We start from the raw sequence: 15,255 nt of genomic DNA on the forward strand, positions 1-15,255 counted from the left end.
CCTGCATTGCATTTGCGATGCAGGCTAACACGGTTCGGGAATCCGTGCGCAACGTTGTCGGCAGGTTCAATCCGGCGTCGCGCTCGTGCAGGCCCGGGCACGTGATTCGAGCAAGGTGCGTTCGCGTTCGTTCCGTGTCATGCGCGCCGCGCGGAGGAATGCTTCGCGCGCGTCGTCGATGCGGCCGAGGCGGAACAGGAGGTCGCCGTGCACGCTGGGCAGCAGGTGGTAGTCGCGCAGAGCGGGTTCCCCGATGAGGGCCTCGACGATGGGCAAGGCCGCGTCCGGTCCTTCCGACATCGACACCGCCACCGCGCGGTTGAGTTCGACGACCGGCGAGGGCACGACCTCGACGAGTTCGGCGTACAACGCGGCGATGCGTGGCCAGTCGGTATCGTCGGCACGCGCGGCGCGTGCATGGCAGGCCGCGATGGCGGCTTGCAGCGCGTAGGGGCCATGCGCTCCGCCCAGGCGTTCGGCGCGTTCCAGCGCGGTGAGGCCGCGTCCGATCAGCAGGCGGTCCCAGCGGTGCCGGTCCTGGTCGAGCAACAGGATCGGCTGGCCGTCCGGCCCGGTACGTGCGCCCGCGCGGGACGCCTGGATTTCCATGAGCGCCACCAACCCGTGGACTTCCGCTTCACCGGGCATCAGCTCGGCGAGGATGCGGCCCAGGCGCTGCGCTTCATCGCAGAGCGCGGGGCGCATCCAGTCGCCGCCGGTGGTGGCGGCGTAACCCTCGTTGAAGATGAGGTAGAGGACGCGGAGCACGGAAGCGAGGCGCTCCTTCAAGGCCTCGCCGCGAGGCACTTCGTAGGCCACCGCTTCATCCGCCAGGCTGCGCTTGGCCCGAACGATACGCTGGGCGACCGTGGCTTCGGGAACGAGGAAAGCGCGTGCGATCTCGTCGGTGGTGAGTCCGCCGAGCAGGCGAAGCGTCAAGGCCACCCGCGCCTCGATCGACAGCGCCGGATGGCAGGCGGTGAAGATCAACCGCAGCATGTCGTCGCCGATGTCGTCGTCGAGCGCATCGATCAGGCGGTCATCGTCCGACTCGAGCAAGCCCTCCATGTCCTTGCCGAGGGCTTCGAGCTTGCGGCCGGCCATGCGTTCTCGCCGGATGCGATCCACGGCGCGATGCTTCGCCGCTTGGGTCAGCCATGCACCGGGATTCCGCGGCACGCCTTCACGCGGCCACTGCTCCAGGGCGGAAACGAGCGCGTCCTGGGCCAGCTCCTCGGCCAGGTCGAGGTCGCGCACCATGCGCGCGACCGTGGCGATCAGGCGAGGCGACTCGATCTTCCAGATCGCATCGATGGCGCGATGGGTGTCGTGTTTCGTCATGGCCACGCATGACAGCATCCGCCGTCATGCGTGGCAAGCCGCGTTGCGGCAATCAGGACGCCACGGGCATCAGTTCTTCCATGCGGTAGAGCTCGCGGATTTCCAGCCGGGCGTCGTTGCCGTCGGGGAACGGATAGGTTTCCGTCCAGGCGATGACGTCGTCCAGGCTGTCGACGCGCAGTACCCAGAAACCGGCGACCATTTCCTTGATCTCGGCGAAGGGGCCGTCGAATACCGTGGGCTTGCCCTTGCTGAAGCCCACCCGCTTGGCGTGGCGGCTGGACGACAGTCCATGTCCGGCGATGAGGAATCCGGCCTCGTTCCCCGCGCGGTTGGCTTCGACCATGCGGCCGAGGATCTCGGGACCGGGATTCCAGTCGGTTTCGCTGCGTTCGTTCGCCTTCAACATCACGACGTAACGGGATTGGGGGGAATCGGCTTCGCTGGGATCGCCGAAGCCGCCCAGGCCGCCGGGGCAGCCGATCGGCCGGATATCCACCACGGCATCGCCGTGCGCATCTTCCGCCGGCCAGCCTTTCACCCAGTCGACCGCTTCTTCCATCGATCGGGCCTCGATGATGCTGATGCCGGCGACCAGTTCCTTCGTTTCGGCGAAGGGGCCGTCCTGTACCACGGCCTTCCGGTCCGGCCCGAAGGTGACCCGCACCCCTTCGCGGCTGGGCTTCAAGCCTTCGCCGGCGAGAAAACGGCCCTCGGCCGCAAGCGTGTCCACATAGTCGCCCATCGCTTCGATGAGCTCGCGCGTGGGACGTGCGCCGGCTTCACTATCGTTGTCCGCCTTGCGGATTATCAGGAATTGCATGGTTGGCTCCTCACGGGCTGGGCTTGTCGCCGGCGTTGATCATCCAGGGCACCCCGAACTGATCCTTGAACATGGCGAAACCGTTGGCCCAGAAGGTCTCGCCATACGGCATCTGCACGTCACCCTTCTCCGAAAGCGCTTCGAACACCTTGCGGCCTTCTTCCACGTCGGTGAATCCCAACGTGATGGTGACGCCGTGGATGCCGTCCTTGGAATCGTCGGGGCTGTCCGATCCCATGATCATCTGGTCACCGACGACGAGATTCACGTGCATGACCTTCTCGCCCATCGCCGCGAGCGCCTCCGGCGTCATGCCGCCGCAGCCGTCGTTGGCGGACCCTTCCTGTGGCGGCATGTCCTTGAAACGATGCAATTCGCCGATCTTGCCGCCAAGCGCCTTCTCATAGAATCGGAAAGCCGCTTCGCAGGTACCGTTGAAAAAGAGGTAAGGCTGGATCTTCATGACGAACTCCGTCTGTCGTGGGTCAATGGTGTGAGGCGAGCTCGGCGCGCAGGCGTTCTTCCTGGGCACGCGCTTCCGGTGTGAACTCGACGCCGAAATCCTCGGCCTCGAAGATGCGGCGAATCTCGATCTCGGATTCGCCCTCGAATGGATTGGGTGCGCGCTTGACCCACTCGATGGCCTCGTCGAGCGAACGGACCTGGATGAGCCAGAAACCGGCGATGAGTTCGCGGGCCTCCGCGAAGGGGCCGTCGATGACATCGCGACGATTGCCGGAAAAGCGCACGCGGGCGCCCTTGCTACTGGGGTGGAGACCCTCCGCCGCCAGCATGACGCCGGCCCGGACCAGTTCCTCGTTGTAGTTGCCCATGGCCGTGAGCATTTCCTCGCTCGGCATCTTGCCGGCTTCGGAATCCTCGTTCGCCCTTACGATCACCATGAAACGCATCGCCGTTCTCCTTGCTGGTCACCGGAAAGGACTCCCGGTGTTCATGGAGACGTCGATTGTGGCCCGACCTTATCGACAAGGGCGACCGACATTTATTCAACCCGGAGCGTTCTACTTGGGCGGACGGGACCAGGGCAGTCCGGCGGCGGCTTCGAAGACGGCGCGGACACCGTCCTGCTCGAAGCGGATGGCGGCCTGGCCGCGCGACTGGCCCGACAGCACCCGTTCGATGAATCGTGTGCCGAATCCGCGTCTCATGGGGGCAGCGACCGCCGGACCGCCGCGCTCCTTCCACTCCAGGCGAGCCTTGCCCGGGCCGGGCGTCCCCACGTACGTCCAGGCGATCGCCACCGTGCCCGACGGCGTGGACAGCGCACCGTACTTGGCGGCGTTGGTCAGCAGTTCGTGGATGGCCATGGCCATCGCCACGGCGGCCTCCGGGTCCAGCACGAGGGGCGGACCTTCGAAGGTGATCCGGGCGTTCCCCGGATCGTGCGGGGCGACGGCGGATTCGATCACCCCGTGCAGGGTGAGGTCGTCGCGCGAGGGGTCCAGGAGCAGATCGTGCGCGCGCGCCAGTGCGCGCAGCCGGCTGCCGAAGGCGCCCATCGAGACGTCCAGCGGACGATCGTCGGTGAAACTCTGCATCGCCATGGCCTGGACCACCGCGAGGACATTCTTCATGCGGTGGTTCAGGTCGTTGATGACGATGCGCTGGGCGCGCTCGGCATCGCGATGGTTGGACACGTCCACGCAGCTGCCCCAATAGCCGGCGAACGATCCCCCGCGATGGAAAGGCGCGCCGTTGTCGAGCAGCCAGCGGTATTGGCCGTCGTGCCGGCGCAGGCGATATTCCATCGAAAACGGCTTGCGCGCGTCGAATGCGTCCACATAGGTGTCGAGGCAGCGTTCCAGGTCGTCCGGATGCACGCCCGTGGCCCAGCCATCGCCCACTTCCGCGGCCATGTCGCGGCCGGTGTAGTCGAGCCAGGGCTTGTTGAACCAGTCACAGAGCTTGTCCGGCCCCGATCGCCAGATCATCACGGGCGCGAAGTCGGCCAACTCACGAAATTCGTGGTCGCCCGTGGCGATCGCCCTCTCGATCGGACCCGTCGCGTCGTCGTTCATAGGTTCACGTTGTCGGCGAATGTAGCGACCATAGCGCAATGTTCGCGCCCTTTACATGCCGTTACCCGGCATGCGTGAGGCGGATCACGTCATATCGGATCGGAAAGCTTTTTCAGAATCGTTCTATTGCAACATGCCCGCAAAAGCCCCGATCGTGTCCCGCGCTGTGCCAGAATTCCGTCGCAGCCGCGACACCGTTCGCGCGCAGCATGGTCATTGGGGATACGAAGCGAAGGCCGGTTCACCGCGGATGCGGGGGACGGGCCTTGCCGTATCCGCGGCACGGCGACGACTGCGCCGTCATCTTATGGGATCGGAAAGGGACACATGGATCTGCTTCGTTTCATCGCCCTGTTGCCCGTGCGCTTCGTGCGCGGCCTGTTCTGGTTGCTGGGCCGGTTGTTCCGGCCCATTTTCGGCAACATGGCCTGGTCGGCGCCCGGCTGGGTGCCGGCGACCGCCCGGGTCGCCCGCAGCCACCCGCTGAAATTCACCGGCAGCATCGCTGGAACGCTGCTGCTGATCGCCGGCGGATGGTTCGGCTGGCAGTGGTGGCAGAACAGGCCCAGGCCCGCGGAGCCGGACCGGGTGAGCTTCGAGGCGCCGGCACCGTCGATCAGCGATTACGAGCACGTTCCGGTGACGATCCATCCCCTGACCGTGACCTTCTCCGGCTCGGCGGCCCGGCTCGAATCGTTGGGCAAGCCGGTCACCGACGGCATCGCCATGGACCCGAAACTGCCCGGCCAATGGGCATGGGAAAACGATCGCGTGTTGCGTTTCGTCCCGGCGGGCGACTGGCCGGTCGGCCGCAAGATCGATGTGAGCTTCGATAAGGCGAAGGTGTTCGCGCCGCAGGTATTGCTGGCCGACGATCATTTCAGCTTCAGCACCGCGCCCTTCACCGCGAGGGTCGTCAACGGCGAGTTCTACCAGGATCCGCAGGACCCGACGAAGAAAAAGACGATCGTCCAGTTCGGCTTCAATTACCCCGTGGACGCGGCGCAGTTCGAGAAGCGCCTTTCGCTGGACCTGCGCAATGGCGACGAGAAGCGCGGGGCCGCCCTGAAGTTCAGCGTCACCTACGACGAGCGCCGCCTCAATGCTTTCGTCCACTCGCAACCGTTGCAACTGCCCAGGGACGACGGTGCCGTGGGTGTCAAGCTGGACGACGGCGTGCGCAGCAGCCGCGGCGGCGAAGGCACGGAAGAGGCGCTGGAGACCTCGGTGCGCGTGCCCGGCCAGTACAGCCTGAAGCTCGACGAGGTCTCGGCCACGCTGGTGGACAACGCGAAGTTCGAGCCGGAACAAGTGGTGGTGATGCATTTCGGCGGCCCGGTGAGCGACAACGAGCTGGCCAAGCGCTTGCACGTATGGGCCGTGCCGGAGGGGGACGACAAGCATTATTCGGTGTCGCAAGTGGGTGAGGCCGACTTGCGGTCCTTCACCCCGCTCAAGCCGGAGGTCGTGCCCACCGAGAACGACTGGTCGGAAACGCAGAGCTTCCGCTACCACGCCCAGCCAGGCCAGCGTATCTACGTACGCGTGGACAAGGGCATGACTTCCTTCGGCGGCTACGTGATGCCCAAGGCGCGGGCCGACATGCTCACCGTGCCCGACTACCCGCGCCTGCTTCGCTTCATGGCGGATGGGTCCCTGCTTTCGCTCAGCGGCGATCGCCGCGTCTCGGTGGTGTCGCGCAACATCCCCGGCATGCGCGTCGAGGTCGGCCGCGTGCTGCCGGACCAGTTGCAGCACCTGGTGTCGCTCAACTCCGGCAGTTATGCGAAGCCGGAGATGTATGGCTTCACGCCGGACCACATCGTGGACCGCTTCGTGAAGAAGGTTTCCTTCCCGGACGAAGGCCCCGGCAAGGCGCACTACGAAGGCTTCGACCTGGGCCAGTACCTGGCCGCCGGCAAGCGCGGCGTATTCCTTCTCAAACTTTCGGGTTACGACGCCAAGGCCGAGCAGGAAGCACGCGAGCGCCGCGAGAAGGCCGCGCGCGAGGCTGCCGCACGCGAGGCGGGAGGCGATGCGGACACCGCGGCCGCCGATGCCGCGTCCGAGGACGACATCGATACGGCGCCTTACGATTGGCCGAAGGACGAGCGCCTCGTCGTCATCACCGATCTCGGCGTCATCGCCAAGAAGTCACTGGACGGTAGCCAGGATATCTTCGTGCAATCCATCCGCAGCGGCTCGCCGGTGGGCGGCGCCTCCGTGGCGGTCATCGCGAAGAACGGCAGCACGCTGTTCACCCAGAACACGGGTGCGGATGGACGCGCGCACTTCGCCAATCTCAAGGGCTTCACGCAAGAGAAGGCGCCGGCGATGTACGTGGTGCGCCAGGGTGACGACCTGTCGTTCCTGCCGGTGACCTCGTACGACCGCACCCTGGACTTCTCCCGTTTCGACATCGGCGGTGAGCCCAACGCGCACAGCCAGGGCCAGCTGTCGGGATACCTGTTCTCCGATCGCGGCATCTACCGGCCGGGCGACCTCTTCCATGTGGGCATGATCGTGCGTGCCAACAGCTGGACGCGAAGCGTCGCGGGCATGCCGTTGATCGCCGAGGTGGTGGACCCGCGCGGCACCACGGTACGCCAGCAGACGGTGGCCATGGACGCCGCGGGCTTCGCGGAACTGGACCACACCACGGCCGAGACCTCGCCGACCGGCAACTGGACGGTGAACCTGTACATCGCCAAGGACGGCAAGCCCTACTCGCAGATCGGCAGCACCACGGTCCAGGTGAAGGAGTTCCAGCCGGACCGGATGAAGGTCTCGGCGGCACTGTCGACGGCCGTGCCCGAAGGCTGGGTGAAGCCCACGCAGCTGAAAGCGCTGGTCGACGTGCGGAACCTGTTCGGCACACCCGCGGCGGATCGGCGCGTGGAAGGCTCCTTGACCCTGCGCCCGGCGTTCCCCTCGTTCCCGAGCTACAAGGATTACCACTTCTACGACGTACGCCGCGCGAAGGAAGGCTTCGAGGAGAAGCTGGCCGATGTGAAGACCGACGACAAGGGCCACGCGGAGTTCGCGCTGGACCTGTCCAAGTACGCCGACGCCACCTACCAGCTGTATTTCCTCGCCAAGGCCTATGAGGCGGAAGGTGGCCGCAGTGTCGCCGCGGCCACGCAAGGCATGGTGTCGTCCAACGACTGGCTCGTCGGATACAAAGCCGTCGACAACCTCGACTACGTGAGCCGTGACGCGAAACGCAGCGTCAACCTCGTGGCGATCGATCCGAATGCGAAACGCATGGATCTGCCAGGGCTGAAGCAGGCGATCGTGGAGACGCGTTACGTTTCCGTCCTCACGAAGCAGGATTCGGGTGTCTTCAAGTACGAATCCAAGGCGCGCGAGTCGACGCTGTCCGAAGTACCCTTGAGCATTCCCGCCGCGGGCGTCGACGTGACGCTGCCGACGGACAAGCCGGGCAACTTCGCCCTGGTGGTGAAGGATGCCAACGGCAAGGAAGTCAATCGCGTGGCGTGGTCGGTAGCCGGCGAGGGCAACGTCTCGCGGTCGCTGGAACGCAACGCCGAACTGCAACTCACGTTGTCCAAGACCGACTATGCGCAGGGCGAAACGGTCGACATCGCCATCCGTGCCCCCTATGCCGGCAGCGGCCTTATCACCATCGAGCGCGACAAGGTCTACGCGCACGCCTGGTTCCACGCCGATACCACGAGCACGGTACAGCACATCACCGTGCCCGCGGACTTCGAAGGCAACGGCTACATCAACGTGCAGTACGTCCGTGATCCTTCCTCGGACGAGATCTTCATGAGCCCGCTGTCGTTCGGCGTGGTGCCGTTCTCGGTGAACATGGACGCGCGCCGCAATGGCATCGCCGTGGAAGCCCCGGCCCTGGTGAAGCCCGGCGATACCGTCACCTTCCACGTCACCTCGCCCCACCCGACGCGCGCCGTGGTCTTCGCGGTGGACGAAGGCATCCTGCAAGTGGCTCGCTACAAGCTGGGCGACCCGCTGCAGTACTTCTTCCGCAAGCGCATGCTCGAGGTGTCCACGTCGCAGATCCTCGACCTCATCATTCCCGACTTCCAGAAGCTGATGGCGATGGCCGCGCCGGGCGGCGACGCCGACGGCGCGATCGGCCGCCAACTGAATCCGTTCCGGCGCAAGCGTGACAAGCCGGTGGCCTACTGGTCGGGCATCGTCGATGTCGACGGGTCCCGCGACCTGACCTACAAGGTGCCCGACTACTTCAACGGCAAGCTCCGGGTCATGGCGATCAGCGTGTCGCCGGAACGCATCGGCACGTTCGAAGGTGCCACCACGGTCCGCGGCGACTTCGTCCTCTCACCGAACGTGCCCACCACGCTCGCCCCGGGCGACGAGGCGGAAATCAGCGTCGGCGTGGCGAACAACCTGACCGGCCTGGGCGGAAAGGAAGTGCCCGTCGCGGTCGGCCTCAAGCTGGGCCCGCAATTGCAGATCGTGGGTGACGCGACGAAGACGTTGAACCTTGGCGAGATGCGCGAGGGCGTGGCGATTTTCCGCGTGCGCGCGACGGACAAGCTGGGCTCGGGCAACCTGGGCTTCACGGCGAGCTATAACGGCAAGTCCGCGAAGCAGGGCGTCGACCTGTCGGTGCGCCCCGCATCGCCCATGCGCACGGATCTCACCTTCGGTCACGTCGATGCGCACTCGCGCGGCGACGTGACCGGCCTGCGCGACATGCACGACGAATACGCCAAGCGCGACGCGGCCTTCTCCACCGTGCCGGTCGTGCTGGCGCGCGGACTTGCCGCATACCTCGTGGACTTCCCGCACTACTGCACCGAGCAGGTGATCAGCGCGGCGATGCCCGCCCTGATCCTCGGGCGGAACCCCGAGTTCGGCGATGTGAAGCTGGCCCGGATGTCCGGTGACGCGCCGCCCCCGTCGGACCCGGTCGCAGCCTTGTTCGATGTCTTGCGCGCGAGGCAGAACGGACAGGGCGGCTTCGGCCTGTGGACGGCGACGCCCGACACGCATACCTTCGCCACCGACTACGCCGTGCATTACCTCGTCGAGGCGAGCGATCGCGGCGTGATCGTGCCGCGCGACATGCTGGCCTCGGCCGACGAGGCCCTCCGCCAGATCGCCGCCAACGACAGCGGCGATTCGCTGGTGGAGATGCGCCAGAGGGCATACGCCATCTACCTGCTGACGCGGCAGGGCAATGTCACCACGAACGACCTCGCATCCTTGCAACGCCGCTTGCAGGAAGTGCATGCGAACGAGTGGAAAAACGACCTCGCCGCCGCGTGGCTGGCGGCTTCGTACAAGCTGCTCCACCAGGATCGCCTGGCCAGCGACCTGATCGCCGGGCCGCGCAAGATCCTCGTGCGCAAGCCCACGGACGAGTCGTACGTCTACGGTGACTACTACGACGCGCCCATTCGCGATGCCACGGTGCTGTACCTGCTATCGAAGCACTTCCCCGATCTGGCGAAAGCCCTGCCGCCGGAGACGGTCGAGAACCTGGTTCGTCCGTTAGGCATGGGGCACTACAACACCCTCTCCTCGGCGATGATCATCCTCGCGCTGGATGCGTGGGCGAAGGACGCGGGGGGCGATCCGGCCAAGCTCTCCATCGGTGCGGTAGCGGCCAATGGCACCGTCACGCCGATCGGCGCGGCGAAGGGGTCGATCCTGGATGGGCACTGGCCCGCCGGCACGCAACGCCTCCGGCTGGTCAACGACGCGGACTCCACCGGCTGGTACGGCGTGGCGCAGACCGGCTTCGACCGCAAGCCGGCCGGCGACACGCGCAAGGATGGCCTGGAGATCACCCGCACCTACACGGACACCAAGGGCAAGTCGGTGGGCAGCGTGAGTACCGGCGACGAGATCGACGTGCACCTGCGCATCCGCGCGACGAAGGACGAAGGTGTCGACAACATCGCGATCGTCGACTTGCTGCCCGGTGGATTCGAACCCGTGCTCGATACAGCGGCACCCCCGGAAGCGGCAACGGCTTCATCCGACGAGACGGCGCCGGCCACGGAAGAGGGTGCCGAGGGAGACGAAGCGGCCCAGGGCGAGGACGGTGGCGAGGGCGACGGGACGCCCGCATGGCGCTCGCCGATCGGCAACCCGGAATCCACCTGGAAACCCGAGTACGCCGATGTCCGCGAGGATCGCGTGGTCGTCTATGGCTACGCCAGCCGTGACGTGCAGGAGTTCGTTTATCGGATCAAGGCGACCAACGCCGGCAAGTTCGTCATTCCCCCGGCCCTGGTCGAATCGCTTTACGACCGCGGTGTGCAGGCACGCGCCCCTGGCGGCGGCGTGATGACGGTGGAGCGGAAGCCATAAAGGTTGGATGCTTCTTCCACCGCATCAAGTGGCACAACGCCCTCGTGGCGTTGCTGCTGCTCGTGGCGGTACCGGTCGGGCTGCGCCTGTGGCCGCACGACGATCTACGCATGTGGTTTCCCTCATCCACGGCCGTGTACGACGCGAATGGCCGGCTGCTTCGGCTGACATTGGCGAGCGACCAGCGGTACCGCTCGTGGGTGCCGCTGGAGGATGTTTCCCCGGCGCTCGTCGACGCCGTCCTCCTGCATGAGGATCGCTGGTTCCGCTGGCATCCCGGTGTCAGTGCCTGGGGCCTCGTGCGCGGCGCGTGGATGACCTACGTGCGCCGAGGCAATGCACAAGGCGGCTCCACGATCACGATGCAGCTCGCCAGGCTGATGTGGCGCCTGGACACGCGGAGTCCGGGCGGCAAACTGGTGCAAGCGGTTCGCGCGGTGCAGCTGGAGTTGCTGTATTCCAAGCACGATATCCTCGAGGCATACCTCAACGCCGCGCCCTACGGCCGTAACGTCGAAGGCGTCGGCGCGGCCAGCCTCGCCTATTTCGGCAAGGCGCCCGCGCGGCTGAGCCTGCCCGAAGCGCTCACCCTTGCCGTCATCCCGCAGGAGCCGTCGCGAGGCCTGCCGGGCCATGTGGACGGTAGTGCCGTGATCGGCAAGGGCCTCAAGCTATCGCGCGACCGCCTGTTCTCGCGCTGGATCGCGAAGCATCCCGACGACGCGAGCGCGCGGCCGTTGTTCGATCTTCCCCTGCGTCTACGTCCGCTGTCGCAACTGCCGTTCGAGGCGCCGCACTTCGTGGAGCAGGTGCTTGCCGAACGTCGTCTGGACGGCGACAGCGACATGCGTGTCGCGACGACGCTCGACCTCGGCCTCCAGCACAGCCTGGAGCGTCAGGTGCGCCAGTACGTCGAGCGCAGCGGCGATCGCGGCATCCGGAACGCGGCGGCGATCCTGGTCGATACGCGCGACATGGGCATCAAGGCCATGGTCGGGTCCGCCGACTATTTCGATGCGTCGATCCAGGGGCAGGTCAACGGCACGTTGGCGAAACGCTCGCCCGGCTCCACGCTGAAGCCCTTCATCTATGCGCTGGGTTTCGACCAGGGCGTGCTCCACCCGGAGACCGTGCTGCGCGACGTGCCTTCCGCCTTCGGTCCTTATACACCGGAGAACTTCGATGGCCACTTCCTTGGCCCGGTGACGGCGACCCAGGCGTTGGTCAGAAGCCGCAACATTCCGGCGGTGCAGGTGGCGGCCAGGCTCGCCAATCCCAATCTTTACCAGTTCCTTCGCGATGCCGGCGTCTCGCGCATGGCCAGCGAACAGCATTACGGGCTGGCCCTCGTGCTGGGTGGCGGTGAAGTGACCATGCAGGAGCTTTCCGGCCTCTACGCGATGCTGGCCAACCGGGGCGAACTTCGACCGCTGCGCCTGCTCGCCGCGCAGCCGAAGAGCGGTGGCACGCGCCTTCTCAGCGAGGAGGCGAGCTTCATGGTCATGGACATGCTCAGGCAGAATCCGCGTCCGGACGATGCGGTGGCCGCACAATCCTCGCGCCTTCCGGTCTACTGGAAAACCGGCACCTCGTGGAGTTTTCGCGACGCATGGACCGCCGGTAGCTTCGGTCCCTACGTACTGGTCGTATGGATCGGCAACTTCGATGGCGCGGGAAATCCGGCTTTCGTCGGCGTGGACGCCGCCGCGCCGTTGTTCTTCCGTATCGCCGATGCGCTGCGTGCCGAGCGCCCCGGCCTGGCCGAGCCCATCCGGCGCAATCCGCCGAATCTTCGCCGCATACCCGTTTGTCTCGCCAGCGGTGATTTGCCCAACGCATGGTGCCCCCAGGTGGGAAGCACGTGGTACATCCCCGGCAAGTCGCCGATCAAGGTGAGCAACGTGCACCGCCCCGTCGTGGTCGATACGGCGACGGGGAAGCCGGCGTGTCCTCCCTACGAACCGGGACGGACGCGTACGGAAGTCTACGAATACTGGCCCTCCGATCTCGCCCGCGTCTTCGCCCAGGCGGGCATGCCCCGAAGGAATCCACCGTCGCTGCCGGACTGCCAGGGCGGTGGCCAACCGGTGGGTGATCCACCGAAGATCACCTCGCCCTTGAAGGGCAGCACGTACCAGATACGCGTGTCGCGCCTGGGTAGCGAAAGCATCGCCTTCTCGGCGACGACCGATGCCGCCTCGCACACGCTTTACTGGTTCGTGGACGACGCCTACCTCGGCAGCGTTCCGAGCGGCCAGTCCTTGATGTGGGTACCGGAACGCTCCGGCCGCTTCCTCGTGCGCGTGGTGGACGACCATGGCCGCATGGACTCGCGAGAGATGGGAATCGGGGTGCTGGAGTAGCGCGGTCACCGTGGGGTGACATGCCGCACACGGGATGGATACATGCCTAGGCCTCCAATGCCGGGCATGTCATCCATAGAAGGACCCGTTTCCATGGACGTCGCAGCCCATCGAACCCAGGCCAACCCCAAGGCCGCCATCGTCACCACATGTGTCATCGCCGCACTCGCCGGCTTGATGTTCGGCCTGGACATCGGCGTGATCTCCGGCGCCACGCAATTCATCCAGTCCGACTTCAAGGTGTCCGACAGGACCATCGAGTGGATTGTCAGCGCCATGATGGCCGGTGCGGCTGTCGGCGCGTTGGGCGCGGGATGGATGTCCGCCACCCTGGGGCGAAAACGATCCCTGGTCCTGGCGGGCGTGTTGTTCATCGCGGGCTCCCTCTTCTGCGCTGTCGCGGGATCGGCCACGATCCTCATCGTGGCTCGCTTCGTGCTGGGCCTCGCCATCGGCGTGGCGACGTTCACCGCACCGCTCTATCTCGCCGAGGTCGCGCCGGAACGGGTCCGTGGCGCGATGATCTCGACCTACCAGCTGATGATCACCACGGGCATCCTGCTGGCCTTCCTCTCCGACACGGCCTTCAGTTCGACCGGGAACTGGCGCTGGATGTTGGGCGTCATCGCTGTGCCTGGTGTCTTCTTCCTTCTCGGCCTGTTCTACCTGCCCGATAGCCCGCGTTGGTTGCTGATGCGGGGACGACGCAAGGATGCCGAGGTGGTGTTGGTGAAGTTGCGCGGTGACCAAGCCATCGTGAAGAAGGAGATGGACGATATCGACGAGCAGCTGAAGACGCGACAGCACGGCTTGAGCATGTTCAGGGAAAACCCGAACTTCCGCCGCTCCGTGGGCCTCGGCGTACTCCTGCAAGCCATGCAGCAATTCACGGGCATGAACGTGGTGATGTACTACGCACCACGCATCTTCAAGGACATGGGATACGACACACAGGCACAGATGTGGTTCACCGCGGCCGTGGGTCTGACCAACGTGCTGGCGACGCTGATCGCGTTCGCTTTCGTCGACCGCCTGGGTCGGAAACCGATTCTCTATGCGGGCTTCACGATCATGGCGTTGGGTCTCGGCATCGTCGGGACGATGCTCGGCCTGGGCGTGGATTCGCGCGGTGAGCAGTACTTCACCGTGGCGATGTTGCTGCTCTTCATCGTCGGCTTCGCGATGTCCGCGGGGCCGCTGATCTGGACCCTGTGTTCGGAGGTACAGCCACTCAAGGGCCGTGACTTCGGCATCGCCTGCTCCACGTTCACCAACTGGGTGACCAACATGATCGTGGGAGCGACCTTCCTCACGCTGCTCAGCGGCATAGGCAATGCCCAGACATTCTGGCTATATGCCGCGCTCAATGCCTTGTTTATCGTCATCACGTTCTGGTGGGTGCCGGAGACGAAGAACGTGACGCTCGAGCAGATCGAAAGAAACCTGATGAGCGGCAAACCGCTGCGAAAGATCGGCCAATAGGCACGGAATCGGCAAATCGGCCGATAAAAAATAAATACGAACTTGCTCGTGTCGTCGGTTAGCACGGCACGGGCTTTGCTGTCCTGAGAAATTGGATCACGTGACGAAAGCGTGAGCCGTGTCGAAGGTCGAGAACAAACTCGAAATTTTGAGGAATCTTCCATATGGATTGCGGGCGCATTCCTACACACTTTCGTTAGCGCTCGCGTTTGTCGAGCACGGCTGCGTGATGCGCGGGGATGACCCCGTGTCTCCCCAGGCCGACGGCTCCGAAGGAGTCGTTGCTCAAAAAAAATCATGAAATGAAAGGTTGATTGGATGAACCTCAAGGTAATGACCTCCGCCCTGCTCATCGCGGGCCTGGCGGCTCCGTCCGCATTCGCGGTCGACGGCGGCACGATCACGTTCGATGGCTCGATCAGCAACGTAACCTGCTCGGTCCATGGTGGCGATCCCGGCAACGGACCGGATTTCACCGTCGCGATGCAGGGTGTAAGCGCGGCGAACTTCGCCAACGTGGGTGACTTCGCCGGCAAACCCGGCCAATGGGTACGCAATGACAACGGCACCTTCGACGTCGGTGCGCTTCAGTTCAACACGGCCTATCTCCACGACCTCGATCGATACGGCATTACCGCGGCGGACGTCGCCGCACCCGGGTGTTATCCCTTCATGCTCGCGGCATGGCGCATACGCGGGCACCTGCACAACGACAGCGGCGATGTATGGACGCGAGCATCGAACTATCACTCGCGCACGCCCCGCTTCAACAGGCGCTACCGCGCGGACCTGATCCGTCGCGCGGTGCGATGGACCACGTGGCTGGACAGCCACTTTCCCACCCACGACGTCGTCGTGGATGTCACTCCTTACG

Annotated in this window: 8 protein-coding genes and 1 pseudogene; 4 read left to right on the forward strand and 5 right to left on the reverse strand. The window is 65.3% G+C overall.

The annotated features are described in order from the left end of the window. Positions 1–66: 66 nt before the first annotated feature. The 5 genes from AB6730_RS10510 to AB6730_RS10530 all read right to left on the reverse strand — a co-directional run bounded on the left by AB6730_RS10510 (position 67) and on the right by AB6730_RS10530 (position 4,203). The gene (locus AB6730_RS10510; RefSeq protein WP_371023560.1) at positions 67–1,341 is read right to left on the reverse strand and encodes an RNA polymerase sigma factor; all 1,275 of its coding nucleotides are present in this window, start codon (positions 1,339–1,341) and stop codon (positions 67–69) included. Positions 1,342–1,393: 52 nt separating this feature from the next. After that, entirely contained in the window at positions 1,394–2,164 is a 771-nt protein-coding gene (locus tag AB6730_RS10515; RefSeq protein WP_371023561.1) for a YciI family protein, read from the reverse strand. A gap of 10 nt (positions 2,165–2,174) precedes the next feature. Further along, positions 2,175–2,627, reverse strand: a complete 453-nt coding sequence (locus AB6730_RS10520; RefSeq protein WP_371023562.1) for a VOC family protein — start codon at positions 2,625–2,627, stop codon at positions 2,175–2,177. 22 nt (positions 2,628–2,649) lie between these two features. Beyond that, the gene (locus AB6730_RS10525; RefSeq protein WP_371023563.1) at positions 2,650–3,075 is read right to left on the reverse strand and encodes a YciI family protein; all 426 of its coding nucleotides are present in this window, start codon (positions 3,073–3,075) and stop codon (positions 2,650–2,652) included. 111 nt (positions 3,076–3,186) lie between these two features. Then, complete coding sequence (locus AB6730_RS10530) at positions 3,187–4,203, reverse strand: sensor histidine kinase (RefSeq protein WP_371023564.1); 1,017 nt, start codon at positions 4,201–4,203, stop codon at positions 3,187–3,189. 327 nt (positions 4,204–4,530) lie between these two features. Between AB6730_RS10530 and AB6730_RS10535 the strand changes: the two genes are divergently transcribed. The 4 genes and pseudogenes from AB6730_RS10535 to AB6730_RS10550 form a co-directional block, all read left to right on the forward strand. Continuing rightward, entirely contained in the window at positions 4,531–10,536 is a 6,006-nt protein-coding gene (locus AB6730_RS10535; RefSeq protein ID WP_371023565.1) for an alpha-2-macroglobulin, read from the forward strand. A 44-nt stretch (positions 10,537–10,580) separates the two neighbouring features. Beyond that, positions 10,581–12,899, forward strand: a complete 2,319-nt coding sequence (gene pbpC, locus AB6730_RS10540) for a penicillin-binding protein 1C (RefSeq protein WP_371023566.1) — start codon at positions 10,581–10,583, stop codon at positions 12,897–12,899. 93 nt (positions 12,900–12,992) lie between these two features. Beyond that, positions 12,993–14,381 (forward strand): sugar porter family MFS transporter, encoded by a 1,389-nt coding sequence (locus AB6730_RS10545; RefSeq protein WP_371023567.1) that lies wholly within the window; start codon positions 12,993–12,995, stop codon positions 14,379–14,381. 531 nt (positions 14,382–14,912) lie between these two features. Further along, a pseudogene (locus AB6730_RS10550) lies at positions 14,913–15,233 on the forward strand (muramidase); the annotation flags it as partial. Positions 15,234–15,255 lie beyond the last annotated feature (22 nt).

The sequence above is a fragment of the Luteibacter sp. RCC_6_2 genome (assembly GCF_041360655.1).
In the GTDB taxonomy this organism is placed as follows: domain Bacteria; phylum Pseudomonadota; class Gammaproteobacteria; order Xanthomonadales; family Rhodanobacteraceae; genus Luteibacter.

Excerpts from the sequence above, each read along its gene's own strand:
- AB6730_RS10510 (WP_371023560.1), bottom strand. The coding sequence starts at position 1,341 with ATGACGAAACACGACACCCATCGCGCCATCGATGCGATCTGGAAGATC.
- AB6730_RS10515 (WP_371023561.1), bottom strand. The coding sequence starts at position 2,164 with ATGCAATTCCTGATAATCCGCAAGGCGGACAACGATAGTGAAGCCGGC.
- AB6730_RS10520 (WP_371023562.1), bottom strand. The coding sequence starts at position 2,627 with ATGAAGATCCAGCCTTACCTCTTTTTCAACGGTACCTGCGAAGCGGCT.
- AB6730_RS10525 (WP_371023563.1), bottom strand. The coding sequence starts at position 3,075 with ATGCGTTTCATGGTGATCGTAAGGGCGAACGAGGATTCCGAAGCCGGC.
- AB6730_RS10530 (WP_371023564.1), bottom strand. The coding sequence starts at position 4,203 with ATGAACGACGACGCGACGGGTCCGATCGAGAGGGCGATCGCCACGGGC.
- AB6730_RS10535 (WP_371023565.1), top strand. The coding sequence starts at position 4,531 with ATGGATCTGCTTCGTTTCATCGCCCTGTTGCCCGTGCGCTTCGTGCGC.
- AB6730_RS10545 (WP_371023567.1), top strand. The coding sequence starts at position 12,993 with ATGGACGTCGCAGCCCATCGAACCCAGGCCAACCCCAAGGCCGCCATC.